Below are 25204 nucleotides of genomic sequence, written 5' to 3'. Positions count from 1 at the left end.
GCTTCCTGCCGGAGTTCGACAACCTGCTGCTCGCCCACGCCGACCGCACCCGGGTCATCCCGCCCGCGAACCGTGGCCGCACCTGGCACGCGAACATGCTCTACTGCCCGTTCCTCGTCGCGGAAGGTGAGCAGCTCGGGGCGCAGGCGTTCGAAGACCGCGCGCATCCGGGTCAGCCCGGACCAGGTCTGCATGTCCTTGACCGAGGCCGGCCCGAAGGCGGCCAGATAGCGCAGGACCGTCGCGTCGGGCGAGGCGGCCGGTTCGGCGGGGCGCTCCAGCCAGTGCTCGACGCTGGTCAGGGCGACCTGGGCGCCGCGGCCCCACAGTCCGCGCGGGGTGACCTGCACGAGGGGCAGCTTGCAGCGGGCGGCGACGGCCAGGGACTGCGGGTCGGCCTGCGGCCACTCGGCGCTCAGTGCCTCGCGCAGCTGCTTCATGGTGCGGGGCTCTGCCTCGACGAGCTCACGGGCGATCACGGCGAGCCGGTCCAGGTCGACGCCGACGAGGCCCTTGCGGAAGATGTTGATCTCGCGGTCCCGGGCGGGCTGCACCAGCGGGCGCAGGGTGAGGGCGTCGCCGGCGCTGTGCAGGTGGATCGTCGAGCGGATGGTGACGATCCGTACGGCCGAGCGGTCGGCGAGCTGCCCGGACAGCTCTTCGGGCGTGAAGCCGTCGAGGCGAGCGGCGAGCGTGTAGTACGGCGGCTTCACCTCCTGCGCCTGGAGGCCGACCAGATGCTCCACGGCCGCCAGGGCGGACATCGGCGAGCGGCGCAGCAGGAGCTGGCGGTCGAGGGTGGCGCGGTTGAGGGCGCGGGTACTGAGGACGGGCTCTGCCGTGGTCCGCTTCGTCATGCCTGGCACGCTAGCGACGCTTGCGGACACCTTCTGTCCGCAACTCTCCCCGGTCCTGGATCGGCTCGCCCCGCCCATGTCATTCGCCCCGTATATCCTGCTCGGTGATCACGCACCCGTCGTCCTGACCGGGAGGGAGCCGCAATGTCCGAGCGACGCCCCCGCCCCGCCGCGAAGAAGGCCATGAAGTCCGGCTGGCGCCGAGCCCTCACTCCTGCGCAGCCGCCGGAGCCGCCGCCCCCGGAGCCTTCGGAGCCCGCCGGGACACCGGAGCAGGCCGAGGCGGTGAGCGTCGTGCAGGCGGCGCTGTACCGGGACGGGGTGCGGGTGTCCTCCCCCGCCACCCTCGCCGAGACCTTCCGTGAACTGCGCGAACAGCCGTCCGGCATGGCGTGGATCGGCCTGGCCCGGCCCACGGAGGACGAGCTGCTGTCCCTGGCCGCCGAGTTCGATCTGCATCCGCTCTCCATCGAGGACGCGCTGGAGGCCCATCAGCGGCCCAAGCTGGAGCGCTACGGCGACACGCTCTTCGTGGTGCTGCGCGCGGCCCGCTATCTCGACGCGCCCGAGGAGGTCGACTTCGGCGAGCTGCACGTGTTCGTCGGCCCCGACTTCGTGATCACGGTCCGCCATGGAGCGGCCCCCGATCTGTCGGCGGTGCGCCTGCGCATGGAGGAGACGCCGGAGCTGCTCAAGCTCGGCCCGGAGGCGGTGCTCTACGCGATTCTGGACGCGGTCGTCGACGGCTACGAGCCGGTCGTGGCGGGCGTCCAGATCGACATCGACGAGATCGAGACCGAGGTCTTCCGCGGCGATCCCGAGGTCTCCCGCCGTATCTACGAACTCTCCCGCGAAATGGTCGAGTTCCAGCGCGCCACCCGCCCGCTCGTCGGCATGCTGCACGGCCTCATGGCGGGCTTCTCCAAGTACGGCACGGACGAGGAACTCCAGCGCTATCTGCGCGACGTGGCCGACCATGTCACGCACACCAGCGAACGCGTCGACGGCTTCCGCCAGGCCCTCACCGAGATCCTCACGGTCAACGCGACCCGGGTCACGCAGCAGCAGAACGCGGAGATGCGGGCGCTCGCGGAGGCGGGGTTCGAGCAGAACGAGGAGATCAAGCGCATCTCGTCGTGGGCGGCGATCCTCTTCGCCCCCACCCTCGTGGGCACCATCTACGGCATGAACTTCCAGCACATGCCGGAGCTGAGCTGGCGCTTCGGGTACCCCTTCGCGATCGGCCTGATGGGGGTCATCTGTGCCGGCCTGTACGTGATCTTCAAGCGACGGGGCTGGCTCTAGCCCCCTCGGACCGCGCTCCGCTCTTGTGCCGATGGCATCGAGTGGACCGCACACGTCCCCTCGGCCGACGATGCGCCGAGGGGACGTGTGCGGTCAGGGGTTGCGATGTCACGCCGTGGAGCAGGCGAGTTCGGACTCGTCGGGCCGGTCGAGCATCACGATGGTGGCAAGGCGCCGGTCCGAGGACCAGTCGGGATGACGTACGAGCTCCGGGGTGGCGCCGACGATGACGGTGAGCGGGATCATGTCGGGGAGCCGGGCCAGAAGACCGACGAGTTCCCTGCCGGGCTGGTCCGCGAGGTGCAGGTCGTCCACGATCAGGACCAGCGGACCGTCCTGTGCGGCGGCCTCCAGGAAGTACCGCCAGACGTCCATCCACTCCTGGGCGGTCAGCCACTCCGTGGTTCGGTTGACCGTCTCGAAGAGGGAAGTACACCGGGCGACCAGCCAGTTGGAACAGCTCTTCGCGGCGTCCAGGCGGTCGACTATGGCACTGATCTTCCTGCGGACGGCCCAGGGCGGATCGGAGTCCACCACTCCGGAGTACTGGGAGATGATCCTCCGGTGGAGGCCGAAGGGGCCCGAGTCGGCGGCCTCTTCCCTGCTCCAGGTCAGGACCTGTGCCCGGTCCAGCGTCTCGGTGGCGAAGATCTCCAGCTCGTGGAGCATCCGGCTGCGGCGCTCCTCGACGTTTCCGAGCACGGTGATCAGGTGTGGTTGCGACCAGCGGCTGCTGTGGGTCATCGCGCCCTGGAGCAGATCCAGTTCGCGCAGGTGGGAGTCGTCCTCGTCCCCTCCCGCGTCGCCCCGGGCAGGCTCGATCCGGCCCAGCAGCTGCCAGCGTGCGGGGGTGCCGGGGATCTCAGCGTAAGAAAAGTGCCCCTGGGTCTCCTCGCGGGTACGGTCGCACACCTGGACCCGGTCGGAGGGGGCCAGGTCGAGCAGGGCCCCGGACTCGTTCATCACCCTCGCGCCGAAGACCTTGGGCGGTGAACTCGCGCCGAGGGACTGGCTGACGAGGACCTCGCCGGTGGCGACGGACACCCGCAGCTTCGTGCGCACGCCCGCGGCCGCGCCGTCGCCGGATTCCCGCGGCGCAGCGGTCAGGACTCCGCGCAGCCCGTAGGCGGCCAGGACCGCGCCCAGGGAATACTCCTCGTCGTCCTCCTCGGCGGCGAACAGGGCGACGGTGGCGTCGCCCAGCGAGGAGATGACCACTCCGCCGTGCTGCTCGATCTCGCGTTGGACGAGACCGCTCATGCGGTCCGTCCAGGCGTCGACCTCGGCGCAGTCCTCCGGGGCGGGGTCGGGTTCGGCCCGCACGGCCAGGATGCTGGCCCGACGGCGCACCGCGGACGAGGCGGTGGATCCGGCGGCGGTCACCGCCGCGGGGCGGGCCGGGCCCGGGTCCGCCGGCATCGTGGTCTCCAGCGGACCGGCTCCGGGAGAGAGCGCCAGGGCCTCGGCGGTCCGGGTCGTGGCGTAGACGGCGGACAGGACCTTCGGGGCCGATGCGAGGAGGGGGACCGCGCGCAGGGGCGCCGCGGCCGCGCGCTGCGGGGTGGGCCACGCCCCCTGGGCCTGAGGCTGGGTCAGGGCCGGGAACCCGCCTGCCCGGACGTGCTCCTCGGTGCGCGGGGTCTCCTCCGCCGTGAGGGAGGCCACGGGCCTCGAACGGGGGTGCTCCCCACCGAGTACCAGCGCGAGGTCGGGGTCGTGGTTGAGGATCGCCTGCTGGAGCTGCTGGAGTTCCCTGCTCGGTTCGAGGCCGAAGTCCTCGACCAGCAGGTTGCGCAGGCGGCTGAAGACACCGAGGGCGTCCGATTGGCGCCCGCATCGGTACAGGGCGCGCATCAGCTGGCCGCAGGCGCGTTCGCGCAGCGGCTCGTTCTCCACCAGCGATTCCAGGTCACCGAGCACGGCCTGATGGCGTCCGCAGGCCAGCTGGGCTTCGAAGAAGTCCTCCAGGACGTCCAGCCGTGTGCTCTCCAGGGTGGACAACTCCGGCCAGGACAGGCCGGCTTCGGTCACGTCCACAAGGGCCGGGCCGCGCCACAGTTCAAGGGCGTCGTTCAGCAGCCGGCCCGCCTCGTCGGGCTCTCCGGCCTCCAGCCGGGAGCGCCCGTCCTTCACCCAGCGGTGGAAGAGATGCAGATCGATGTGGTCGAGCGGGACGTCGAGCGAGTAGCCGGGAGACTGGGTGCGCAGCGCCACCGGAGGGGACTCGTCCTGACTTGGAAGCAGAGCACGCCGCAGGCCCCAGATCGCGTTCTGCAGGATCTTGCGGGCGGTCATCGGCGCCTCTTCGACGCTCCACAATGCCTCTAACAGTTTGCTGGTGGGAATCGTTTGATTGGGATGAAGAAGCAGGTACCCGAGTGTCGCGCGCTGTTTACTTCCACCCAGAGGGATGACCCGTTCGCCCGTGACAACCTCTAGCGGACCCAACACCCTGAACCACATAGTTCCCCCCAGTGCTCGATGTGTGACGCAGAGCACGTTCCCCCCCTACGTCATTAGCGTAACCAATGCTACTAACGGTTTGCGTCGATACCGCAACGTTTTCTATGCCGAATTAACACATCGTTCAATCGGGCACCGGACGACCCAAGGCACGCCCGAGGGGGCGGAGACAGTTCTACCAGCCCGGACCGCCGACCAAGCCGCGCTCCGCGAGGCCGCGTGTCACCGCACCCACATCAGGTGAAACGGGATGATATCGGACCAAAACCGCAACATCCGAGCACGGGTGTCGATATTTGATCACGCCGCGAGGGAAATCGTCGGCCGTCCCAGGATGGGCGACCCGGGCTCCCGACGGCTAGGGCGAAATCATTACAGAGCGCGGACATTCTGTTCCTTGAGCCGTACCGGTTCCTGGAATAAGAGAAACCAGAATGAACCGGCGCGGAAATTCCAGAGAACGACGCTGGCGACGGTGCCGGAATTGCAGGAAACGCAACCGGGGCGGAAACGACCGCGCCCGCCGTCGGGCAGAGGCTGAGCCTTGCCGACGGCGGGCGGTGGAAGGGCCTGCCGGGAACGAAGTTACGCGACGGCCGCGGCTCCGCTCAGGTTCACGGCGACAGCGGCGGCCTGGGTGCCCGACTCGATGGCGCCGTCCACGTAACCGGCCCATCCCGTGGCGATGTCGCTGCCCGCGAAGACGAGGCGCCCGTGCGGCTGGCGAACCGCGCGCAGGGACCGCAGGAGCTGCCCCGGCCGCATGAAGGTCCAGGCGCCCTTGGCGTAGGGGTCCTTGCCCCAGTCGTGACCCTTGACGGAGAGCACCTTGGTGCCCGGGAGCACCTCGCTGATGGCGCTCTGGACCTGGGACAGGCTGTTGGCGTCCAGGTTCGGGTTGACGCTGAAGGCGACCAGCACCGTGCCCTGGCTCGACTTGTCGGTGTTCGCCAGGACCAGGTCGAGCGGCGCGCCGCTCTTGCCGTTCACCAGCGGACGCCCGATGTCACCCTGGACCTGGATGAGGATCTTCTTGGCCGTCGGCACCCCGACGGTCTCGGTGCTCAGCCGCCCGAACTCGGCCGGCAGGCCCGCGGTGAAGTTGATGGAGTTCCAGACGTTGACCGGCACGGCCACGACCACGGACCCGGCGTCGTACACCTGGCCGCCGGCAGTCACCTGCACGCGGGAGCCGTTGTCGGCGACCTTCGTGACGGGCGCGTTGTACACGATCGGGACACCGGACTCGGCGAGCAGCTTGGTGATGACGCCGCTCAAGCCGCCGACGGGGCGGGTGACGTTGATGCCGTGGAAGGTCTCGGTGTTGTAGCCGCACAGCGCCCACCAGCGGGCGAGCTGGGTGAGCGAGCCGCGCTCGAACCCGCCGCCGTAGGCGCCGGTGGTGGCGCTCACCCAGTTCTGCTCCAGCGTCGTCAGGCGCAGCTGGCGCGCCTTGTCGCCGAGGGTCAGCTTGTCGACGTCGGCCAGCAGGTCCGCGCGGTTGAACGGGTCGTAGGCGCGCGGCATGTACTGCTCCGCGCCCTCGACGAACCTGCGCAGCAGGGCGTCCTGGTGCTCCAGGAAGGCCAGGTCCTGCCGGGCGTAGCCGCCGGACTCGGTGGCGAAGACCGTGTAGTCGGGGTTCGGGTCGTCGACCCGGGCGATGCCCAGCCGCTGGACCTCGCCCCAGATCAGGGTCTGGCTGGGGTGGATCCAGGTGGCGCCGAACTCGACCGGCACCCCCGAGAAGGTGCTGGACCAGGCCCGGCCACCGACGCGGTTGCGGGCCTCCAGGATCAGGGCGCGCTTGCCCTTCTTCTTCAGCTCACGTGCGGCCGTCACACCGGCGAAGCCACCGCCGATGACGATCACGTCGTAGCTCCGTGAGCCCGCCTCCGCGAACGCGGTTCCGGCCGAGGCGACTCCGGCGGCCCCCACCAGGCCCGCGGCGGCCCCGGCCTTGAGTATCGCGCGGCGCGAGGCATGCGCCCTTCCGACGGATGTCTCTTTCATTCCACTCCCCTTGTGCATGAAGTTGACGGTCGTCCAGGAATGAGGTGCTGCCGTGGACAACTGAATGCGGGTCGACCCTAATGGCGGCATGGCCGAAAACGATGCGGTTTCTCCCACTGGCCGATAATCGTCCGTTTGAGCTCGCAAAATCGTGCCGAGACAGCTCGGTTACCTTCCGGTGGACCGGCAGTGGGCGTCCGAAGACCACCTCTCGGTAGCCTGTGCCGCGTATTCGGTAACCTGCCGTACATGGCTGTGGATGGCCGGAAGCGATTACTCGATGGTGGCTGGCAGGTGGCCGGTGGTCGGCTAGCTTTTCCGAGTCCCGAAATGGCAATGGGTGGCGAAATTGAACCGGGTTCCGTGTCCATGGTTCTATGCGTTTCCACATGACACATCGTCGGCCTGCGCCCCATGCCTTTCACTCATGCCGAACTGACCGAGGAGCTGGAATGGCCGTCAGGTCGACCGAAGCCGAGAACATTCTTAAAGCCGTACGGGAAATCGTTCCGACCCTGCGTGCGAACGGTCCGGCGTCCGAGGACCAACGCTGGATCGTCGAGGAGAACATCGAACTCCTGGAGAAGGCGGGTGTATTCCGGGTCGCCGTGCCGAAGCGCTTCGGGGGCCTGGACCTCTCGCTGAAGGAGCAGGTGGAGATCCTCACCGAGATCTCCCGGGGCTGCGGGTCCACCGGCTGGGTCGCCGTGGCCTGGATCTCCAGCGCCTGGATGGCCACCCTCTACCCGCTCCAGGCCCAGGAGGAGATCTTCAAGGACGGCTCGGTCCGGATCTCCGGCGGGTTCACGCCGACCGCGAAGATGGTCCCCACCGAGGGCGGCTACGTCCTCAACGGTGCCTGGCGCTTCAACTCCGGTGTCCGCGGGGCCCACTGGGACCTGCTCGCCGCGGAGCTGGAGCACGCCGACGGCACCGTCGAAGAGGTCTACGCCATGGTGCCGGTGGACGACCTGACGATCGCCGACGACTGGCACGTGTCGGCAGCCATCGCCACCGGCAGCTCGACCTCCAGTGCCACGGACCTCTTCGTGCCCGCCCACCGGGTGGTCACCCTTGAGCAGGCCGTGCTCGGCACGTCCGGCGGCGGCGCGGTCACCGGCTCCAAGGGCCGTGACTACAGCCTGATCAGCTACGTCGTCGCGGAGTCGGTCGCCGCCTACATCGGCATGGCCCGCGCCGCGTACGAGGAGATCGTCGCCACGGTCAAGGGCAAGCCGCTCGCGTACAGCAACGTGACCGACCAGGCGCAGCACCCGCTGACCCAGATTCAGATAGCGCTGGCCTACGGCAAGATCGAGGCCGCGGAGGCGCTCGCCGACACCTACCTGACGCTCCTTCAGGAGCGCGCGGACGCCGGCGAGCAGCCGACCTGGGACGAAAAGGCGGAGGTTCGCGGCAAGGCCGGCGTCGCGATCCTGCTCACCCAGGAGGCCCTCCAGGCGCTCCACTCCATCAGCGGCGCCGGCGCCCTGTCCCGCAAGGCGCACTTCCAGCGCTTCTACCGGGACCTGCAGGGCCTGGCCCGGCACGGTCTGATGGCCCCGAACATGGGTCTCGAGGTGCACGGCCGCACGCTGCTCGGCCTCGACCCCGACAGCCTCTTCCTTTAAAGACGCCGTCCCCGCGGGGGCGCTGATTCAACGAACAACCCTAAGGAGCAAGTCACATGTCGAACACGAACCAGGGTCCGGTGACCGTCCTCGGTCTGGGCATGATGGGCGCCGCCCTGGCCGCCGCCTTCGTGAAGAACGGCAACCCCACCACGGTGTGGAACCGTTCCGCCGGCAAGGCGGACGCGCTGGTCGAGCAGGGGGCCGTCTTCGCGCCCGACATCAAGGAGGCCATCGCGGCCAGCCCGGTCGTCGTGGCGTGCGTCTCCACCTACGAGGTACTGAACGAGCTCGTGGAGGGCGCGGCCACCGAGCTCAAGGGCAAGGTCGTCGTCAACCTCACCTCGGGCACCCCCGACGACGCCCGCGCCTTCGCGGCCTGGGCGGAGCAGAACGGCGTGCGCTACCTGGACGGCGCCATCATGGCCGTCCCGCAGATGATCGGCCTGCCCCAGGCCCTGATCTTCTACGCCGGTTCGCAGGAGCTGTTCGGCGAGCACGAGGAGCTGCTGAAGCTGCTCGCCGGGACCAATGTGTACCTGGGTACGGACGCCGGCGTTCCGCTGGTCTACGACCTCGGTCTGCTGTCGCTGCTGTGGTCGAGCCTCGCGGGGTACTTCCACGCCGTGGCGCTCGTCAACTCGGCCGGTGTCTCGGCGGAGGCGTTCACCCCGTTCGCGCTGACCTGGATCGAGCACGTCATCACCCCGGCGATCCCGCCGAGCGCCCAGGAGATCGACTCCAGCAGCTTCGAGACCGAGGTGTCCAGCCTCGCCGTCAACAAGGCCGCCATCGAGCACCTGGTCGCCACGAGCAAGCAGCTGGGTATCAACAGCGACTTCTCCGCGTCGATCCAGGCGCTGATCGAGCGTCGCGTCGCGCAGGGCCACGGCACCCACAGCCTGGCCAGCCTGGTCGAGGCCTTCAAGCAGGGCTGACCGCCGGCTTCACCACCGGGCCGCCCGGGTGCGACCGCACACCCACCCGGGCGGCTGTTCCGCCGGGCGGGCCCGTCCCCCCGTACTGGGCCGGTCCGGCGGCAGGGTGCACGGGTGGGGACTGAGGGGTGCCCGCCCGTGCACCATGCTGTCCGTCACGGCGGACGAATCTCCGAGCGAACGACGGTCACGGCGGGCGAAAGGTCCGCCCAGATCCGCCGAACGTGCGCGCAGGCCGGTGCCCGGGACGGGCTTCCCCGTCCCGGGCACCGGCCTGCGCGCGCTCTCGTGCTAAGCGCCGGGCAGCTCCAGCGGGCGCCGGTAGCCGCCCTGGATGATGTCGCAGGTGTCCCGCAGGGCCGTCTCCAGCCAGGTGATCTCGTCGTCCGTCAGCAGGATGGACGGCTCGAAGCGCAGCGTGTTGGGCGCGCTCGCGGTGGGGAAGGTGCGGAGCCGGTGGCCCCGCAGCAGGTGTCCCGCGACCAGGTAGCCGAACAGGCCGGACCGGGCGGCCTCGGCGACCGGGGCGGCCGGCGCGGCGGACTGGTCGTGGAACTCCAGCCCGAGGAACAGGCCCCGGCCGCGGACGTCCTTGACGACGTCGGGGTAGTCGTCGCGCACCGAGCCCAGCATCGCCAGCAGCCGGTCGCCCAGCTCGGCGGCCTTGCGGTACGCGGCGCCGCCGTCCGCCTCCAAAAGCTCCAGGACCTTCAGGGCAATGCGGTTGGAGAAGCCGTCCTTGGCGAAGGTCGAGCTGTGGATCAGCTCGAACTGGCCCTGGTAGCGCGAGGCACGGACCAGCAGCACCGAGATCTTGGCGAGGCCGCCGCCCAGGCTCTTGGCGAGGGTGTAGTAGTCACCGCGCAGGCCGAGGCGGGTACCGGCCAGGAAGTCACCGGTACGACCCATTCCGCTCTGGATCTCGTCCACGATGACCGGCGCGCCGACCTCCGCGCAGACCTCGTGGACCTCCTGGACGAACTCCCGCGGCACCTCACGGATACCGCCCTCGCCCTGAATCGGCTCCAGGATGAACGCGCAGATGAGGGGCGCCTCGTGCTCGGTCAGCCGGACCAGGCCGTCGGCCACCTCAAGACCGAACAGCGTGGCGCGCTCCTCGTCGGCGATCTTCCGCAGCATGCCGGGCTGGCCGAGCGGCACGAACCGGGCCTGCGCGGCCAGCGCCTTGAACGGGTTGCGGTAGCCCTCGTTGTGCGTGAGCTGGACCGTGCCGACCAGCTTGCCGTGGAAGGAGCCCTCGGGGGTCAGGAGCACCGGCGGGCGCCCGGCCTGGGTCGCGTTGCGGGTGACCAGGTGATGGGTGAGCTCGTTCAGCGCGGCCACGCCGGAGTCGCGGGCCTCCAGACCGGCACGCTCGAAGACCTCGGCGGGTATCGTCGCCGAGCCGTCCCGCACGGCCTCGCGCGCCGCGGTGATGCCGTCGTCGATGGTGGCCAGCAGCGCGCCGAGCCGGATGACCCGGTCCATCTCGGCGTGCTTGAGCGCGGCCTCGTTGGCCTCGGCGCCGGTGTTGGCGAAGATGGCGAAGTACGGCTCGTCGTAGCCGCTCTCCCGCCGTACGATCCCGCTCAGGGCGAGCGCCAGGCGGGCCGCTTCCGGGTGCAGCGAGAACTGCGAGTGGACCGGAACACCGGCGTCGAGCAGTTCCTTCGCGTGCGCGACGAGCGTCGGGTGGTGGTGGCCCAGAAGGAGTGAGCCGTATCCGCCCGCGTAGTCCAGGACGGGGATCTCACCCCCGTCCTCGGCTCGCTGATAGAGCAAGTTTCCCTCGGCCCGCACATATTCCGCGTCGAGGCCGGCGGAGGCCAGTACGGCACCCAGGTGCGGCTCGGCCAACTGCGTTTCTTCAGCGTGGGGATGCGATACATCGGTCATGGAGCCAACATGCCGAACCCGCACCAGTGCGTGGTCACGGCGTGGTCATCGGGGCATTTCGCACCGTACGAACCCTCGATTACTTGGCGATTGAACGCGGGAATGCGCTGAACGGATAGCTTCTCTGTCCAGCCCTTCGTTGCGTAGGGGCCAGCGAACCCGAATCCAAAGAGGGGGAAATGACTCCTGCATCCGCAGAGCTTGATCCCACAGTCTCGCGGACGGGGCTGCGCACGTCTGTCGAAGCCGCTTCGCTGCGGGATGTGATGTCGCAGTTCGCCACCGGCGTCACCGTGCTCACGGTGGGTGGCGAGCACATTCACGCCATGACCGCCAACGCCTTCAGTTCCGTGTCGCTCACCCCGCCGACCGTCCTTGTGTGCATTGCTCACAGTGCGGTCATGTTCGAGGAATTGACGGGGGGCGGGCATTTCGGCGTGAACATCCTGGGCGCCGGACAAGAACCGCTCGCCCGTCATTTCGCGGACAAGAAGCGCACTCTCGGCCTCGCGCAGTTCGAGGACGTCAAGTGGACGCCGGGCGCGCACACGGGTGCCCCGCTTCTGGCCGACGCGCTCGCCTGGCTGGAATGCGATGTGATCGACGCGCACGTCTCCGGCGACCACACGATCTTCGTCGGGAGGGTGCTGGACTGCCGGCGAGGCGACGGCGAACAGGCTCTGACGTTCTTCGACGGGAAGTTCGGCAGCGTGCCACGCGCCGCATGAAGACTCCGCGCGCCCGGTCGGCGCGCGGACGCACCAGACCAGTCGTCCATGACGACCCAGAATGAAGGAGCAGTCCATGACCACCTCGACGACCGACGTCGACCTGTTCAGCCTCGAACTCACCGACGACCCGGAGATCCAGAACGAGGTCTTCCTGAAGATCTTCAACTCGGGCAACGGTGCCGCCTTCGACAACCTGTACCGCCCCGACGCCATCTCCAACCTGACGGGCGGCCCGCTGACCGGTGAGGCCCGCACCAAGGGCATCATCGACCTGCTGGCGCAGGGCCCGACCCTGAAGTCCGTCGTCAAGCACTCCTACACCGCCGACGACGTCACGCTGATCGTCGTGGACTTCGAGCTGGGTCTGCCCGGCGAGGACGGCGAACTGGTCCAGATAAAGGGCACCTGCACGGACGTCATCCGGCGTCTCGAGGACGGCAAGTGGATGATGGCGGTCGACCGCCCGGTCGCCGACCTCACCGCCTGACTCCTCACGCGGTAACCGGCGGCGAACCAAAGCCGCCAAGAGGCCGGGCCGCCCCCGACGACGGGGCGCGGCCCGGCCTTGTCGGTGGGGTGACGCGGGTGGTGGGTGGGCGTGGGGGTTCAGGTGAGCGGTCTGCGGGGCCGCAAGGGCGTCTGCCCGTGAGTCCGTGATGCCCAAGTCTCGCTGAGCCCTTCGCGGCATCTCGTTCGCGGGGTGTCCGTGACGCAGAGAGCCGCATGACCCGGGGCACTCCGGGTCATGCGGCTCTCTGCGTCATCCGGGCCGGTGTGGGCCGGCTCGTGGGGTCGTCCCTCGGGTCAGTCGCGGGGCTCCTCGCCGAAGGGGTCGTCGACGGCGTACAGCCACGTGCCGTTCGCCTGCTTGCGCAGCACGTCCAGGCCGACGCCGCGGAGGCTCTCGCGGCCCGCGCCGTCTTCCGCGTTGACCTCCATCGTCCAGTCCACGACCAGCAGGGCCGTGTCCCCGGTGACGTAGGCCTCGCGGACGTCGGTCTCGATGCGCGGCTGCGTGAGGTCGAGGAACTCCTTGATGGCGGCCCCGCGTTCCTTGCCGCTCACCGGGTTCCCCTTCTCCCACACGATGATGCCCGCGTCCGTGTAGTGGGAGTCGACGCTCTCCGCGTCACCCGAGTTGAAGGCCGCAACATAGCTTTCAAGGTGCTCCTCGAGCTCCTTGGGAAGTGCGACGGCCGCAGCGTTCGGCATTCTTCTCTCCTCCGGTACGTGTGATAAAGGTGCGTGTGCGTGTGGATGAAATGCACGGCGAGGGTTGAGCTACAGCGGAAAAGCTATCCGTACGCCGGAACCGGCGACTCATCGCGGAGTAACACCCCGTCCGGCATTGCGATGAGAGCGCTCTGATTACCGTGCCGTGATCACGCGTTGGGTGTTCGCAAACCCGCCCTCCTTAGAGTCGAACAGGGGTCCAGCAGAGCCGTCCGGGCTCCGAATACGTGGACCGAAGTCTTTGACCAATGCGCCACGCAGCAGGGAAAGGGCAGCTGAAAGTGACGACGAGCGAGCACGACATCCATGGAGAAACCGCCGGGCAGCGCGGTGCGAGCGGCAGCCGGGCCGAGCCGATCGCCGTTGTGGGCATGTCGTGCCGACTCCCTGGGGCCGGCGGTCCGGCCGCGTTCTGGGACATGCTCACGCGCGGCGAGAACGCGATCACCGCTGTGCCGGAGGGACGTTGGGGTCCGGACGGCGGCTCACTCGGCGCCGGCCGGGGCGGGTTCCTGGAGGCCGTCGCCGACTTCGACGCCCCGTTCTTCGGCATCTCCCCGCGCGAGGCGGTGGCGATGGACCCGCAGCAGCGGTTGGTGCTGGAGCTGACCTGGGAGGCGCTGGAGGACGCCGGCGTCGTCCCGGCCACCCTGCGCGGCAGCAGGACCGCCGTCATCGTCGGCACCCTGCGCGACGACTACACCAGCCTGCTGTACCAGCACGGTGCCGAGGCCGTCACGCAGCACACCATGACGGGCGTCAACCGGGGTGTGATCGCGGGCCGCGTCTCGTACCACCTGGGTCTGCACGGCCCGAGCATGATCGTGGACTCCGCCCAGTCCTCCTCCCTGGTCGCCGTCCACCTGGCGTGCGAGAGCATGCGCGCCGGTGAGTCGGACGGCGCCCTCGTCGCCGGCGTCAATCTGAACCTGCTCGCCGAGAACGTCGTCACCGAGTCCCGCTTCGGAGCGCTGTCGCCCGACGGGACCACCTACACCTTCGACGCCCGCGCCAACGGTTTCGTGCCCGGCGAGGGCGGCGGCGCTGTCTTCCTGAAGCCCCTGAGCCGGGCGCAGGCCGACGGGGACCGCGTCTACGGCGTCATCCTCTCCAGCGCCGTGAACAACGACGGCGCAACCGACGGGCTCACCGTGCCGAGCGCGCAGGCGCAGGAGGCCGTGCTGCGCGAGGCGTACGAGCGCGCCGCGGTCACCCCGGACGAGGTGCAGTACGTCGAACTGCACGGCACCGGCACGCCGGTCGGCGACCCGCTGGAGGCCGCCGCGCTCGGCGCCGCGCTCGGCACCGGACGCGCGGACCGGGGCCCGCTGAACGTCGGCTCGGTGAAGACCAACATCGGCCACCTCGAAGGCGCCGCGGGCATCGCCGGGCTCATCAAGACGCTGCTGAGCCTGCACCACCGGCAGCTCCCGGCCAGCCTGAACTTCGAGACGCCGAACCCGCGGATCGACCTGGACGCGCTGGGCCTGGCCGTACAGCGTGAGCTGACGGGGTGGCCCGACGAGGACCGCCGGCTGGTCGCGGGCGTCAGCTCCTTCGGCATGGGCGGCACCAACGCCCACGTCGTGCTCGGCGAGGCACCCACCGCACCCACCGCGCCCGCCGCACCCACCGACGGGAAGCCCGCGCAGGCTCCCGCCCTGACGCCGTGGGTCGTCACCGGCCACGACGAGGACGCCCTGCGCGCCCAGGCCGCCACGCTGCGCGCCTTCCTCGCGGACCACCCCGGGCGGCCGGCTCAGGACGTCGGGCGGGCGCTCGCCACCACGCGGTCCCTACTGGGCCACCGGGCGGTCGTCGTCGCGGACGACCGCGAGACGCTGCTCGCCGGTCTGGACGCGGTCGCCGGCGGGGTCCCCGCCGCCTCCGTCGTCTCCGGCACGGTACGGCCGGGCGGTCCGGCGTTCCTCTTCACCGGTCAGGGCGCCCAGCGCACCGGCATGGGCCAGGAGCTGTACGACACCTTCCCCGCCTACGCCGCCGCCTTCGACGAGGTCGCCGACCATCTCGACCCGCTGCTCGGGCGCCCGCTCGCCGAGATCGTCGCGGACGACGAGGCGCTGAACCAGACGGGCGCCACCCAGCCGGCGCTGTTCGCGGTCGAGGTCGCCCTGTTCCGTCTCCTGGAGAGCTGGGGGCTGCGTCCCGACCGGCTCGCCGGCCACTCCGTCGGCGAGCTGGCCGCCGCCCACGTCGCGGGTGTGCTCTCCCTCGCCGACGCCGCGAAGCTGGTCGCCGCCCGCGCCCGGCTGATGCAGGCGCTGCCCACCGGCGGCGCGATGATCGCCGTACAGGCCACCGAGGCCGAGGTGCTGCCGCTGCTCGTGGGGCGCGAGGACGTGCTCGCCGTCGCCGCGGTCAACGGGCCCAACGCCCTGGTGCTGTCGGGTGACGTGGACGCGGCCACCGAGGTCGCGGACGCGCTGCGGGCCGCCGGGCACCGGACCAAGCGCCTGACCGTCTCGCACGCCTTCCACTCCCCGCACATGGACGCGATGCTGGAGGAGTTCCGCGCGGTCGCGGCCTCCCTCGACTACGCCGAGCCGGTGCTCACGGTGGTGTCCACCGTGACCGGCGAGCCGGTCACCGCCGGTCAGTTCTCCTCGCCCGACTACTGGGTGGAGCAGGTCCGCCGCCCGGTGCGTTTCCTGGACGCCGTCCGCGCCCTGGAAAGCGCCGGCGTGAGCACCTTCCTGGAGCTGGGCCCCGAGGGTGTGCTGTCCGCGCTGACCGAGGAATGCGTCCTGGACGCCGAGGCGGTCGCCGCCGTTCCGCTGCTGCGCGCCGGCCGGTCCGAGGCGCAGACCGCGCTGACCGCGTTGGCCACCGCGTTCGCCCGCGGCGCCGAGATCGACTGGACGGCGCTGTACGGCGACCGGCCCGCGCGCCATGTCGAGTTGCCCACGTACGCCTTCCAGCGCACCCGCTTCTGGCTGGACGGCGCGCGCAGGGCGGCCGTGCCGCTGCCGGGGCCCGCCGCCGAGGCCGCGCCCGACGCCACGGCGACTCCGCGCGGTGAGCTGGGCCGCCGCCTGGCCGCGCTCGGCGAGGCGGAACGCGAGAGCGCCGTCGACGACCTGCTCCACGCCCATGTCGCGACGGTCCTGGAGTACGAGCCGGGACAGCGGGTGCCTGAGCACACCCCGTTCCGGGAGCTGGGCTTCAGCTCCCTGATGGCCACCGAACTGCGCGGCGCGCTCGCCCGGGCCACCGGCCTGAAGCTCCCCGCGGGCCTGCTCTTCGACCACCCGAGCCCGCGCGAACTCGCCGGGTTCCTCAAGTCCGAACTGCTGGGCGCGACCGCCCGGATCGAGGGGACGGCCGCCCCGTCCGCCGAGGGCGAGGCCATCGCCATCGTCGGCATGGCCTGCCGGTTCCCGGGCGGCGTGAGCTCGCCGGAGGACCTGTGGCGCCTGGTCGCCGCGGGCGAGGACGCCATCGGCGAGTTCCCGTCGGACCGCGGCTGGCCGCAGGACCTGTACGACCCCGATCCCGACCGGCCCGGCCACAGCGCGGTGCGCCACGGCGGATTCCTGTACGACGCGGGCGGGTTCGACGCCGCGTTCTTCGGGATCTCGCCCCGCGAGGCCCTGGCGATGGACCCGCAGCAGCGCCTGCTCCTGGAGACCGCGTGGGAGAGCGTCGAGCGCGCGGGCATCGACCCCACCCGGCTGCGCGGCACCCGCACCGGTGTCTTCGTCGGCGCGACCGGCCTGGAGTACGGGCCGCGCATGGACGACGCCCCCGAAGCGGTCCAGGGCAGCGTGCTGACCGGCACCACCGCGAGCGTGATGTCCGGCCGGATCGCCTACCAGCTCGGCCTGGTGGGCCCGGCCGTCACGGTCGACACGGCCTGCTCCTCGTCGCTGGTCGCCCTCCACCAGGCCGTCCGCTCCCTGCGTGCGGGCGAGACCGACCTCGCGCTCGCGGGCGGCGTGACCGTCATGTCCTCGCCGGGCATGTTCGTCGAGTTCTCCCGCCAGCGCGGTCTGGCACCCGACGGCCGCTGCAAGCCGTTCTCCGACGCCGCGGACGGCACCGGCTGGTCCGAGGGCGTCGGCCTGCTCCTGGTGGAGCGTCTGTCCGACGCACGGCGCAACGGGCATCAGGTCCTCGGTGTGATCCGCGGCTCCGCCGTCAACCAGGACGGCGCCAGCAACGGACTGACGGCGCCCAACGGCCCGTCCCAGCAGCGCGTCATCCGGCAGGCGCTGGCCGACTCCGGACTGAGCGCGGCGGACGTGGACGCCGTCGAGGCACACGGCACCGGCACCCGCCTCGGTGACCCCATCGAGGCGGAGGCCCTCCAGGCCGCCTACGGCTCGGGACGCGACTCCGACCGTCCCCTGCACCTCGGCTCGCTGAAGTCCAACATCGGTCACGCGCAGGCGGCGGCCGGTGTCGGCGGCATCATCAAGATGGTCCAGGCGATGCGGCACGGTGTGCTGCCCAGGACGCTGCACGCGGACCGGCCGAGCAGCCATGTCGACTGGTCCGAGGGCACCGTCGCGCTGCTGACCGAGGCCCGCGACTGGCCCGAGACCGAGGGACGGCCGCGCCGTGCGGGCGTCTCCTCCTTCGGCATCAGCGGCACCAACGCCCACGTCATAGTCGAGGAGCCCCCGCAGGCCGCGGCCGCGCCCACCGACGCCTCATCCGCTCCGGACGGAGTCATTCCGGCCGGCCCCGCGCCGTTCGTGCTCTCGGCCCGCGACCGGGGCGCGCTCCGCGCGCAGGCCGCGCGGCTTGCCGGGTACGCGACGAACACCGAGGCCGCACCCGCGGACCTGGGTTTCTCGCTGGCGACGACCCGCGCCGCCTTGGAGCACCGCGCCGTCGTTCTCGCGTCCGGCACCGAGGACCTCATCCAGGGCCTGACCGCCCTCGCCGAGGGAACCGACTCGGCGAACGTGATCACAGGCGAAGCGACGACAGGACGCCGAACCGCCTTCCTGTTCACCGGCCAAGGCGCCCAGCGCATCGGCATGGGCCGCGAACTGTACGCATCTCACCCCGTGTTCGCCGCCGCCCTCGACGAGGTCTTCACGGCTTTTGACGGACTGCTCGACGTGCCCCTGCGCAACGTCCTGTTCGCCCAGGAAACAGACGACGCCGCACTGATCGACCAGACCCAGTACACCCAACCCGCCCTGTTCGCCGTCGAGGTGGCCCTCTCCCACCTGCTGGCGCACCACGGAACGCGGCCCGACCTGCTCGCGGGTCACTCCATCGGCGAACTCACCGCCGCCCACATCGCCGGCGTCCTCTCCCTCSAAGACGCAGCCAAACTCGTCGCAGCCCGCGGACRSCTCATGCAGTCCGCACCCCCCGGCGGCGCCATGATCGCYATCGAAGGCACCGAAGACGARATCACCGCCTCCCTCACCGGACACGAAACGTCCGTGTCCATCGCCGCCATCAACGCCACCACCTCAGTMGTCATCTCCGGCGACACCCACCACGTCGARGAAATCGCCCAGCAGTGGAAGACGGCAGGCCGCCGCACCCACCGCCTCACCGTCTCCCACGCCTTCCACTCCCCCCACATGGACGGCATCCTCAACGCCTTCCACGACACCGCCGCCACCCTCACCTACCACCCGCCCCGCATCCCCCTCATCTCCACCCTCACCGGCCAACCCGCCACCACCGAACAACTCACCTCACCCCACTACTGGACCGACCAAATCCGCGGCACCGTCCGCTTCACCGACGCCGGACCGGCACACCAAGCTCTACCCCAACCACCTCGGACGCATCGCACCGCAGGACCGGGACCTGGTTCTGCCCTCGCTGATGAACACCCTGGCCCTGGTCGGCACCCGCGACGACCTCCTCACCCGCATCACCACCCTGGAACAGGCCGGCGTCGACGAACTCCTCATCCAGCCAGTGATCGACCCACCCACCGAGATGGCCCAGCTCGCGAAACTCCTCACCTGAGCCGACCCGACCGCCGCACGTCCATGACCCACACACCCACAAGACCACCAAGACATTACAATCGCCCCGCCGCTGACCCTCGCCTCCAGGCAGCGGCCGGAGACTATCGTCTCGATCGAGGCATCAGCCACAGCGCCCTCCCAACTCTCCCGCCCGGAGACCGCGGCACAATCTCGACACGAACCCGGCCCTTCTCCCCCCTGGAACCACGCGCCCACCGGCGAACCGCTCCACCTGCCACGACAGCCCTGAGCTTGTCTTTTAAGGTCTGAGCCGCCCGAAAGCGTGCGACAAGGCCAATGCAGCCCCTGAGTAGGGTTGAGGCCATGGCCAAGGGAATGGGGCGACGGCCCAAGGTGGATCTGGACAGCGGCGTCGAGGACGCGACGATGCTCATCCTGGAATGGCTCGGCGAGCAGGGTGTAGGTGCAATGATCCGGGTCGACGCGGAGCGGATGCGTGACGGTCAGTCGGCGTGGACATTCGCAGCCTCTGGTGGGCCCCTGGGTGGTGGGATTCGGGCCGATGGGGCCTCGGCTGCCGAGTGCATGGGCAGGGCATTGCTCGGGTTGCGAGAAGCTGGGCTGGTCGTTCCCTTCTGAAGCCGTGTTCAGCGTCTGAACTGGTCGCGTTCGGTGATGGTTTCGGTGCGTCTAATGGTCTTGCCGACGTCGTAGCGGGTGGCGGGGCGCCGGTTCTTCGAGCCGAGCGGCCTGCCGGGACCCGGCCGGTTGGGTTTTGGCACACGGGCCGGGAGGGCAGGTTCGGGCGGAGGTTCCACAACCCCCGGCAGACCCGGGCCGGGGTGAGTCGGCCTGGGTCCGCCGGCTTCTCCCACGGACGGCGAAGGTCGGCGACCAGGGGCCGGGCGAGGCGCAGTCGGGTGTGGGCGGCGATGATCAGCCAGGTCCACCGGTCTGCCGCCGCGGGGGTGCGGAGGTTCGGGCGGGTCCAGCCCAGCGTCTGCTTGATCATCCGGAAGGTGTGCTCCAGATCAAACCTGCGCAAGAACGCCTGCCGGCGCAGATCGACGTCCTCACCCGACAGGCCGGTCGCCGACGACCACAGCCAGACCGGCAGTGGATCCTGACCGCCGGGCAGACGGTCGACCTCCAGACGGATCAACGTGCCTTCGATGACCGGGAGTTCGCCGGTGGTCGATCCAGGCCGAGCGCGTAGTCAGCCTCGGGTGAATGCGGCCCCAGGCCACCGTGCGAGCGGTGCCATAGCGGTCCGTGACCTGCACGGTCTCCGCATCCGGATCGCCCCAGGAATCAGGCTTGGCGAAGCGGAACTCCTTGCCATGCTTCGGCCGGGTCTCCTCCCTGTGGCGGAGAGATCCACGGACCGGAACCGGCTTGCGCATCTGCCCCATGACCTCCACCGGTAGTCCGGCCAGGAGATGGGCCAAGCACGGAGCGTCGTGTCCGGCATCCAAGACAACCAGGATGTCGCGGTCACCCACCTTCCAACGCCCCATCTCGACGAGGTCGGTGACCACCCGGCGGACCTGGGCGGCAGTGACCTCGGGGACGTCGTCGGCCGGCCCCAGCCAAACGAACGGCTCGTTCGGCCGGTTTGGGCGGGGCACACGAGTGGGTGCGGGCGAAGCTCGCGGGGACGTGCGGATGGTGTGCTCACGGCCTGGGGTCGCATGAGAAACCCGATCCCCAACGCGGGGTGCCGCACTGTCCACCGCAGGCGTGCACAGTGCGGCGGGGTTGTGCTGGCATCGGGTTCAGCTCGGCGGATGATGGTGCAGGCCGGAAGTGAAGGCCATGCTGATGCGGCTGACTGCATCAGCGACAGCTGACTCCGTTGTCTGCGCCGGCCGCAGCCATAAAGGGCATCCGTTGGCTCGTGTGTGACTGCCASCCTGAACGCCCTTCCGGCGGCACTGTATGTGTTGATCGACGACCCTGTGGCCACACGTCGCCGAAATGGGCGATCCCGCTGACGGGCAGGTCAGTCCCACTGCTCGTCCGCGAGGGAGCCGACCGGCTGCGGCTTGCCGATGACGGCCAGGGCGATGAAGAAGTTGATCTGGCCGATCGCGATCGTCAGGGTGGCCAGCGCCTTCTCGTCGTAGTGCCTCGCCACCTCGGCGTACAACTCGTCGGAGACACGCTCCCTGCCGTGCGGGGCGGGCTGCAGTGTGGCCTCCACCAAGGCGAGGGCGGCGCGCTCGGCGTCGGTGAAGTACGGGGCGRCCTGCCAGGAGGAGACGGCGGTGATGCGCTCCTCGGACTCCCCGGCCTTACGCAGGAAGCCGGTGTTCAGGATCGTCAGGTAGGTGTTGCCGACAATTTGCCCGGCACGCAAGTGGACGAGACTCATCGTGGCGCGCGGCACCGAACGGTTGCCCGTAGCCCGGAAGAGGGCGGCGCTGATGTCGTTCAACTCGGGCACGAACTCGGCCGGGTTGGGCATCCGGGAGATGGAGCTGTTCGTCATGGCTGCTTCCTTCACTTCGGCCTGGTTGGCGTCTTCACAGCACTGACGGACCGGCACACGCAGATGTGACAGCCCGCACCCACTTCCTGAATCCGGCCAACGAACTGCGTCCGATGCAGGCCCGGTTCACCCAACCCGCCACGGCGTGCGGACAGTGGCACTGAAGACGAATGATCTGGCGCACCACATGGGGTTCGACACAACTCCGTGGCAGCGACTGTTCACCCCGCGGCACGCCGGTGATGATCCCGAACGTCGCAATCGACGAGACCGACAAGACGTCGTACGAGACCCACCACTCCGGCGTCCGGAAGCGGGCTCGCGGCGTGTCCGCGACCCTCGACCAGACCCTGGCCCAGATCGAGGCCACCAGTCACCCGGTAGTGCACGACGACACCGTCGTCGACCTTCTCCAGGACGAGCCCGGGCACATCCGGCTGCCGAACAACGACGATGAGACCGTCGCGCCCGCCAGCCATCTGCAGCACGCCCCCGCCCCCGTCACGAGTACCGGGGCTTGCAGCAGGACCGCCACGGCGCACCCGGCCGGGCCCGAGGCACCGCGTGTGCCGGAAAACGCGTCGCAGCGACACAGCCCGCCGCCCGACTCCGCGCCCAAACCACGAGAGCCAACGCTCCGGGACGACCAGTCACGCAAGCCGAAAGCCCACGGGATGATCCGTGATGGGGATGTCCCCCGACCAACCCGCACCAGCGGCGCGGGGAGCTCAGGCCCTCGTTGACCAGGACGCCGTGCGGACAGATGGACCGTGACGGACGGCGATCATCAAACGGCCGCGACCGGGCTTGCTCGGGTCATCGACCTACCGGACGTCGAAGGTGGGCAGCAGGTGGTCCAGGCCGTACGGGACAAGGCCCTGCCGGTTCCGGTGCGTATCCGGCTGAGGTTCCGCGGCCGAACGCTACAGGCGCTGAAGGCGTTCGCTGTGGTGTTCGCCTTCGCCAGCGCCGCTGCACTGCGCTGGTTCATGGAGGCTCCGCAAAGGCTCGACACGCTACCGAGTACGCCTGCGTCATTCGCAGCAAGCCGGCACAGTCTGTTCCTGACGTCGGCCATCGTGCTCCTGTCGACCGCGATCAGCCTGGGCGGGATCTTCACGTGGGTCCTCGACTACGCGCGAGTGGGCCTGATGCTTGCCGCTTTCGCAGCACCCCTGCGCCTGGCGCTCGCGGTCGTCTCCACCGCTTACGGCAGGTTCGGCCTCGTGACGCGCCCGTACTTCGCGCTCACGGGTCGACTGCCCTGGCGGGTGCTGGACTTCCTCGATGACGCGTCCTGCCGCGGAATCCTGTTCCAGGTAGGGCCCGCGTACCTTTTCCGACACGAGCGCCTGCTGCAGAGCCTTCTCAACGAGCCGCCACCAGAAGCGCATATCGCGCCTGGCCACGATCGCGGCAGCAGCAACCGTCAGACCCCCACAGCCCAAGAGCGCAAGGACGGTACCGAGCCGTCCGCCACGAATTAGCCGCCCACGATGCGACAACGGACAGTCCCGTCCAACCAGCTAGCTGGGCTGCGGCGAAGTCACCTGTGCGCCGAGACAACGGCGCTTGGGGCTCGTGACGCGAGGAGCACCCGACTCTGGGCCGGGCGCTTTCGGCCGGCCGGAGAAGGCGCGCACGTGTTTTGGCTGCTGCCCGCCCGGCCGTCTCCGCGAGTGTTCCGTTTCACGGCCCCACAGCGGGTCGCGAGGCGACTCGCCCGCGGTGCGAAGGGTCTGTGGGACCTTCGCAAGAGGCTTCAGAGCTGGTACTGAGCAGTACTCAACTGAGCAGCTCAGCACGGGTGTTTGCTGTCAGTCATTGCGGATCCGTGTGGAGTGCGCGTGCGACGCGGGCAATGGCATGCGGGACGCTGGACAGTCCGGAGGCGATCGTGACGGCGCCAAAGGTGATCGCCAGGGTCAGGTACCAGTTGTACCCGTGAGTGAGCATCCAGCCGGTGAAGACCAGCACGCCGAGGGTTTTGGCCACTTGGGGCCAGGTGAGGGGAGCAGGGCGCGGTGTGGGGCGGGCGGCACCGGAGTTGACCGGTGCCGGAGACAAGGTGGGCACGTGATCCTCCTGGTAGGGATCGGACGACGGTCGTTGCGCCGCGGCGGATTATCTGTTGATTCCGGTGACGCATCGTGCATGTGTGGACCTGGTCACCGTATTCACGGCGGCAGGCTCCCAGGAAGGAAAATGCTGTCCAAAGAGCACTGCTGGCCGGGATCGGACAGCTGATTCTTCGGCCCGGCTCTGACACGACAACGATTGGACAGTGTCAACGGCCGCTGCACTGCAGTCCATACGGCTGAAGAATCGTTCCCGCGGACCGTACGGGTAGAAGCGGCGGGCCAGAGGCGAACATTGTTCTACATCTGACACTGCTTTGAAGATCGTCTTTTGCGCGCCGCAGGATCAACCAGCGCCGACTTACTGACTCCTCTTCCGCCACAGACGGGATGTCCGCGAGAAGGGACACATCACATGGTGTTCACCAGCAACAACGCCGGATCGGACGGACATCGGACGCGTACACGGTGCGAGCAGGGCGCCTCACGCAGTATCGTCGAGCCGATTACCTTGTGGTGCTCAACGAGGAGACCCGTGAGCGAACTCCCGCCGCAGATACCGATGTTTCCCTCCCTCGAGGAACTTCAAGATCATTACTCTTTCGGCAAGGCCCTGCGGAATCTGCGCAGGCACGCCAATATCTCCCTGCGCAAACTGGCGAGAAAATGCGATGAAGTCCATCACATTGCTCATTCAACGATCGAGCACTGGGAAAAGGGCGGCATTGTAGGGGAGCGTAACGAGCCAGCGTTCGTGCATGTGCTCAAGGCTCTGGGGGTGACCAGCCAGGACGATCTGGATGGGTGGCTGGAGAGCGCTCGCGAGTTACGGTCGCGCCCGCGTCCGTCCCCGCTCATCACCGAGCCCTACCGTGGCCTGAAGAGCTACGGCACCGAGTACGCACAAGTCTTCTACGGGCGGGATGCGAGCATCGGGCGCGTGCTGGACGAGCTCGTCGCGATAGAGGCGGGAGGGGGCGCCCTCCTGCTGACCGGGGCCTCCGGAGCGGGCAAGTCTTCCCTGCTCAACGCCGGAGTTGTTCCCGCGCTGGGCGAGAACCGGCTGTGCGGCAGCTCCCGCTGGCCGGTGCTGAGTGTGGTCTGCGAGAGCGATGAGCCGGACCCCTTGGTCGGTCTGGCCAGGGCCGTGGCCGCCCGCCTGAACGCAGAGGTGGAAGAGACCATCGCAGCGCTTCGCGGCGGGCCGCAGGCCGTCGGGGTTCTCATGCGGCAGATCGTCATGGCAGGGCCTGATGCCGGCCCCGGTGAGGAGCCACCACCGGACGCGGACGGCCGGGTCGTGGTCATCATCGACCAGTTCGAGCGGGCGCTGGTCAGCGCCGAGGACGGTCCGGGAAGCGAGCGGACGCTCGAAGCGTTCTTTGCCGTGCTGCGCATGATGACCGCGGCGCCCACAGCCGGAATCCTGATTCTGGGAGTGCGGCTGGACTTCCTCGACGCCGCCGACCGCCTGGTAGTTCGCTACCGTCATCTCCCTGCCGCTGCCACGCTGCCAGGTCATCTGCAAGGCATGGGACAGCAGGGGAAGGACGCCCGCCTGGTGCGCGAACCTGCCCCCCCGCGCGGAGATGTCGCCGAGCACTTTCTCCACGAAGCCAGCCTCCGGAGGCACCCTGAAGG

At 69.4% G+C, this 25204-nt stretch carries 16 protein-coding genes and 3 pseudogenes; 9 read left to right on the top strand and 10 right to left on the bottom strand.

The window, feature by feature from the left end; translation table 11 throughout:
- Positions 1-857 (bottom strand): winged helix DNA-binding domain-containing protein (locus tag EAO75_RS01590; RefSeq protein WP_261989107.1); only part of this gene is annotated, 857 nt, incomplete at its 3' end.
- A gap of 144 nt (positions 858-1001) precedes the next feature.
- Here EAO75_RS01590 and EAO75_RS01585 point away from each other — a divergent pair.
- Positions 1002-2162 carry a magnesium and cobalt transport protein CorA gene (locus tag EAO75_RS01585; protein ID WP_147993221.1) on the top strand — a complete coding sequence of 387 codons (1161 nt, stop codon included), beginning with the start codon at positions 1002-1004 and terminating at the stop codon, positions 2160-2162.
- Between the two features lie 108 nt (positions 2163-2270).
- Here EAO75_RS01585 and EAO75_RS01580 read toward each other — a convergent pair whose 3' ends face one another.
- Together EAO75_RS01580 and EAO75_RS01575 are read right to left on the bottom strand one after the other, a co-directional pair.
- Entirely contained in the window at positions 2271-4457 is a 2187-nt protein-coding gene (locus tag EAO75_RS01580; protein WP_187284263.1) for a BTAD domain-containing putative transcriptional regulator, read from the bottom strand.
- 753 nt (positions 4458-5210) lie between these two features.
- Positions 5211-6638 carry a flavin monoamine oxidase family protein gene (locus tag EAO75_RS01575; protein WP_187284262.1) on the bottom strand — a complete coding sequence of 476 codons (1428 nt, stop codon included), beginning with the start codon at positions 6636-6638 and terminating at the stop codon, positions 5211-5213.
- Positions 6639-7090: 452 nt separating this feature from the next.
- Between EAO75_RS01575 and EAO75_RS01570 the strand changes: the two genes are divergently transcribed.
- Positions 7091-8269: an acyl-CoA dehydrogenase family protein gene (locus EAO75_RS01570; protein ID WP_147993218.1), complete on the top strand. Its 1179-nt coding sequence runs from the start codon at positions 7091-7093 to the stop codon at positions 8267-8269.
- 56 nt (positions 8270-8325) lie between these two features.
- Positions 8326-9207 (top strand): NAD(P)-dependent oxidoreductase, encoded by an 882-nt coding sequence (locus EAO75_RS01565; protein WP_147993217.1) that lies wholly within the window; start codon positions 8326-8328, stop codon positions 9205-9207.
- 291 nt (positions 9208-9498) lie between these two features.
- Here EAO75_RS01565 and EAO75_RS01560 read toward each other — a convergent pair whose 3' ends face one another.
- On the bottom strand, positions 9499-11103 hold the full coding sequence (locus tag EAO75_RS01560; protein ID WP_147993216.1) for an aspartate aminotransferase family protein: 1605 nt from the start codon (positions 11101-11103) through the stop codon (positions 9499-9501).
- Between the two features lie 179 nt (positions 11104-11282).
- Between EAO75_RS01560 and EAO75_RS01555 the strand changes: the two genes are divergently transcribed.
- Together EAO75_RS01555 and EAO75_RS01550 are read left to right on the top strand one after the other, a co-directional pair.
- Entirely contained in the window at positions 11283-11831 is a 549-nt protein-coding gene (locus tag EAO75_RS01555; RefSeq protein ID WP_222723914.1) for a flavin reductase family protein, read from the top strand.
- Between the two features lie 76 nt (positions 11832-11907).
- Positions 11908-12321 carry a YybH family protein gene (locus tag EAO75_RS01550; protein ID WP_147993215.1) on the top strand — a complete coding sequence of 138 codons (414 nt, stop codon included), beginning with the start codon at positions 11908-11910 and terminating at the stop codon, positions 12319-12321.
- A 317-nt stretch (positions 12322-12638) separates the two neighbouring features.
- Here the strand turns inward: EAO75_RS01550 and EAO75_RS01545 are convergent, their stop codons facing one another.
- On the bottom strand, positions 12639-13046 hold the full coding sequence (locus EAO75_RS01545) for a YybH family protein (RefSeq protein ID WP_147993214.1): 408 nt from the start codon (positions 13044-13046) through the stop codon (positions 12639-12641).
- Between the two features lie 302 nt (positions 13047-13348).
- Here EAO75_RS01545 and EAO75_RS01540 point away from each other — a divergent pair, with 302 nt between their 5' ends.
- Together EAO75_RS01540 and EAO75_RS45535 are read left to right on the top strand one after the other, a co-directional pair.
- A complete protein-coding gene (locus EAO75_RS01540) occupies positions 13349-19303 on the top strand; it encodes a type I polyketide synthase (protein WP_410092152.1) in 5955 nt (1984 codons plus the stop codon).
- Positions 19304-19357: 54 nt separating this feature from the next.
- The gene (locus EAO75_RS45535; protein WP_187284261.1) at positions 19358-19633 is read left to right on the top strand and encodes a hypothetical protein; all 276 of its coding nucleotides are present in this window, start codon (positions 19358-19360) and stop codon (positions 19631-19633) included.
- Between the two features lie 8 nt (positions 19634-19641).
- Here EAO75_RS45535 and EAO75_RS01530 read toward each other — a convergent pair.
- The 3 genes and pseudogenes from EAO75_RS01530 to EAO75_RS01520 all read right to left on the bottom strand — a co-directional run.
- A pseudogene (locus tag EAO75_RS01530) lies at positions 19642-20589 on the bottom strand (transposase); the annotation flags it as partial.
- 407 nt (positions 20590-20996) lie between these two features.
- Positions 20997-21485: a carboxymuconolactone decarboxylase family protein gene (locus EAO75_RS01525; RefSeq protein ID WP_147993213.1), complete on the bottom strand. Its 489-nt coding sequence runs from the start codon at positions 21483-21485 to the stop codon at positions 20997-20999.
- 221 nt (positions 21486-21706) lie between these two features.
- Complete coding sequence (locus EAO75_RS01520) at positions 21707-21973, bottom strand: hypothetical protein (RefSeq protein ID WP_147993212.1); 267 nt, start codon at positions 21971-21973, stop codon at positions 21707-21709.
- A 282-nt stretch (positions 21974-22255) separates the two neighbouring features.
- Here EAO75_RS01520 and EAO75_RS01515 point away from each other — a divergent pair, with 282 nt between their 5' ends.
- A complete protein-coding gene (locus tag EAO75_RS01515; RefSeq protein WP_147993211.1) occupies positions 22256-22972 on the top strand; it encodes a hypothetical protein in 717 nt (238 codons plus the stop codon).
- Between the two features lie 334 nt (positions 22973-23306).
- On the opposite strand, the gene EAO75_RS01510 is transcribed toward EAO75_RS01515, so the two are convergent.
- Complete coding sequence (locus EAO75_RS01510) at positions 23307-23561, bottom strand: hypothetical protein (protein WP_147993210.1); 255 nt, start codon at positions 23559-23561, stop codon at positions 23307-23309.
- A 417-nt stretch (positions 23562-23978) separates the two neighbouring features.
- On the opposite strand from EAO75_RS01510, the pseudogene EAO75_RS01505 reads away from it, so the two are divergent.
- Positions 23979-25013: pseudogene (locus tag EAO75_RS01505) on the top strand (hypothetical protein); the annotation flags it as partial.
- A 60-nt stretch (positions 25014-25073) separates the two neighbouring features.
- On the opposite strand, the pseudogene EAO75_RS48450 reads toward EAO75_RS01505, so the two are convergent.
- Positions 25074-25166: pseudogene (locus EAO75_RS48450) on the bottom strand (hypothetical protein); the annotation flags it as partial.
- Positions 25167-25204: the final 38 nt, after the last annotated feature.

Source organism: Streptomyces sp. UW30 (assembly GCF_008042075.1).
Taxonomy (GTDB): Bacteria; Actinomycetota; Actinomycetes; order Streptomycetales; family Streptomycetaceae; genus Streptomyces.
The sequence above is the reverse complement of the archived record's forward strand: the minus strand, read 5'-3'. Positions and strand labels throughout refer to the sequence as shown.

What these genes read in the sequence shown, in the direction of transcription:
- EAO75_RS01545 (WP_147993214.1), bottom strand. Translation starts at nt 13,046, where the DNA reads ATGCCGAACGCTGCGGCCGTCGCACTTCCCAAGGAGCTCGAGGAGCAC.
- EAO75_RS45535 (WP_187284261.1), top strand. Translation starts at nt 19,358, where the DNA reads ATGGCCAAGGGAATGGGGCGACGGCCCAAGGTGGATCTGGACAGCGGC.
- EAO75_RS01580 (WP_187284263.1), bottom strand. Translation starts at nt 4,457, where the DNA reads ATGACCGCCCGCAAGATCCTGCAGAACGCGATCTGGGGCCTGCGGCGT.
- EAO75_RS01550 (WP_147993215.1), top strand. Translation starts at nt 11,908, where the DNA reads ATGACCACCTCGACGACCGACGTCGACCTGTTCAGCCTCGAACTCACC.
- EAO75_RS01570 (WP_147993218.1), top strand. Translation starts at nt 7,091, where the DNA reads ATGGCCGTCAGGTCGACCGAAGCCGAGAACATTCTTAAAGCCGTACGG.
- EAO75_RS01560 (WP_147993216.1), bottom strand. Translation starts at nt 11,103, where the DNA reads ATGACCGATGTATCGCATCCCCACGCTGAAGAAACGCAGTTGGCCGAG.
- EAO75_RS01575 (WP_187284262.1), bottom strand. Translation starts at nt 6,638, where the DNA reads ATGAAAGAGACATCCGTCGGAAGGGCGCATGCCTCGCGCCGCGCGATA.
- EAO75_RS01565 (WP_147993217.1), top strand. Translation starts at nt 8,326, where the DNA reads ATGTCGAACACGAACCAGGGTCCGGTGACCGTCCTCGGTCTGGGCATG.
- EAO75_RS01555 (WP_222723914.1), top strand. Translation starts at nt 11,283, where the DNA reads ATGACTCCTGCATCCGCAGAGCTTGATCCCACAGTCTCGCGGACGGGG.
- EAO75_RS01585 (WP_147993221.1), top strand. Translation starts at nt 1,002, where the DNA reads ATGTCCGAGCGACGCCCCCGCCCCGCCGCGAAGAAGGCCATGAAGTCC.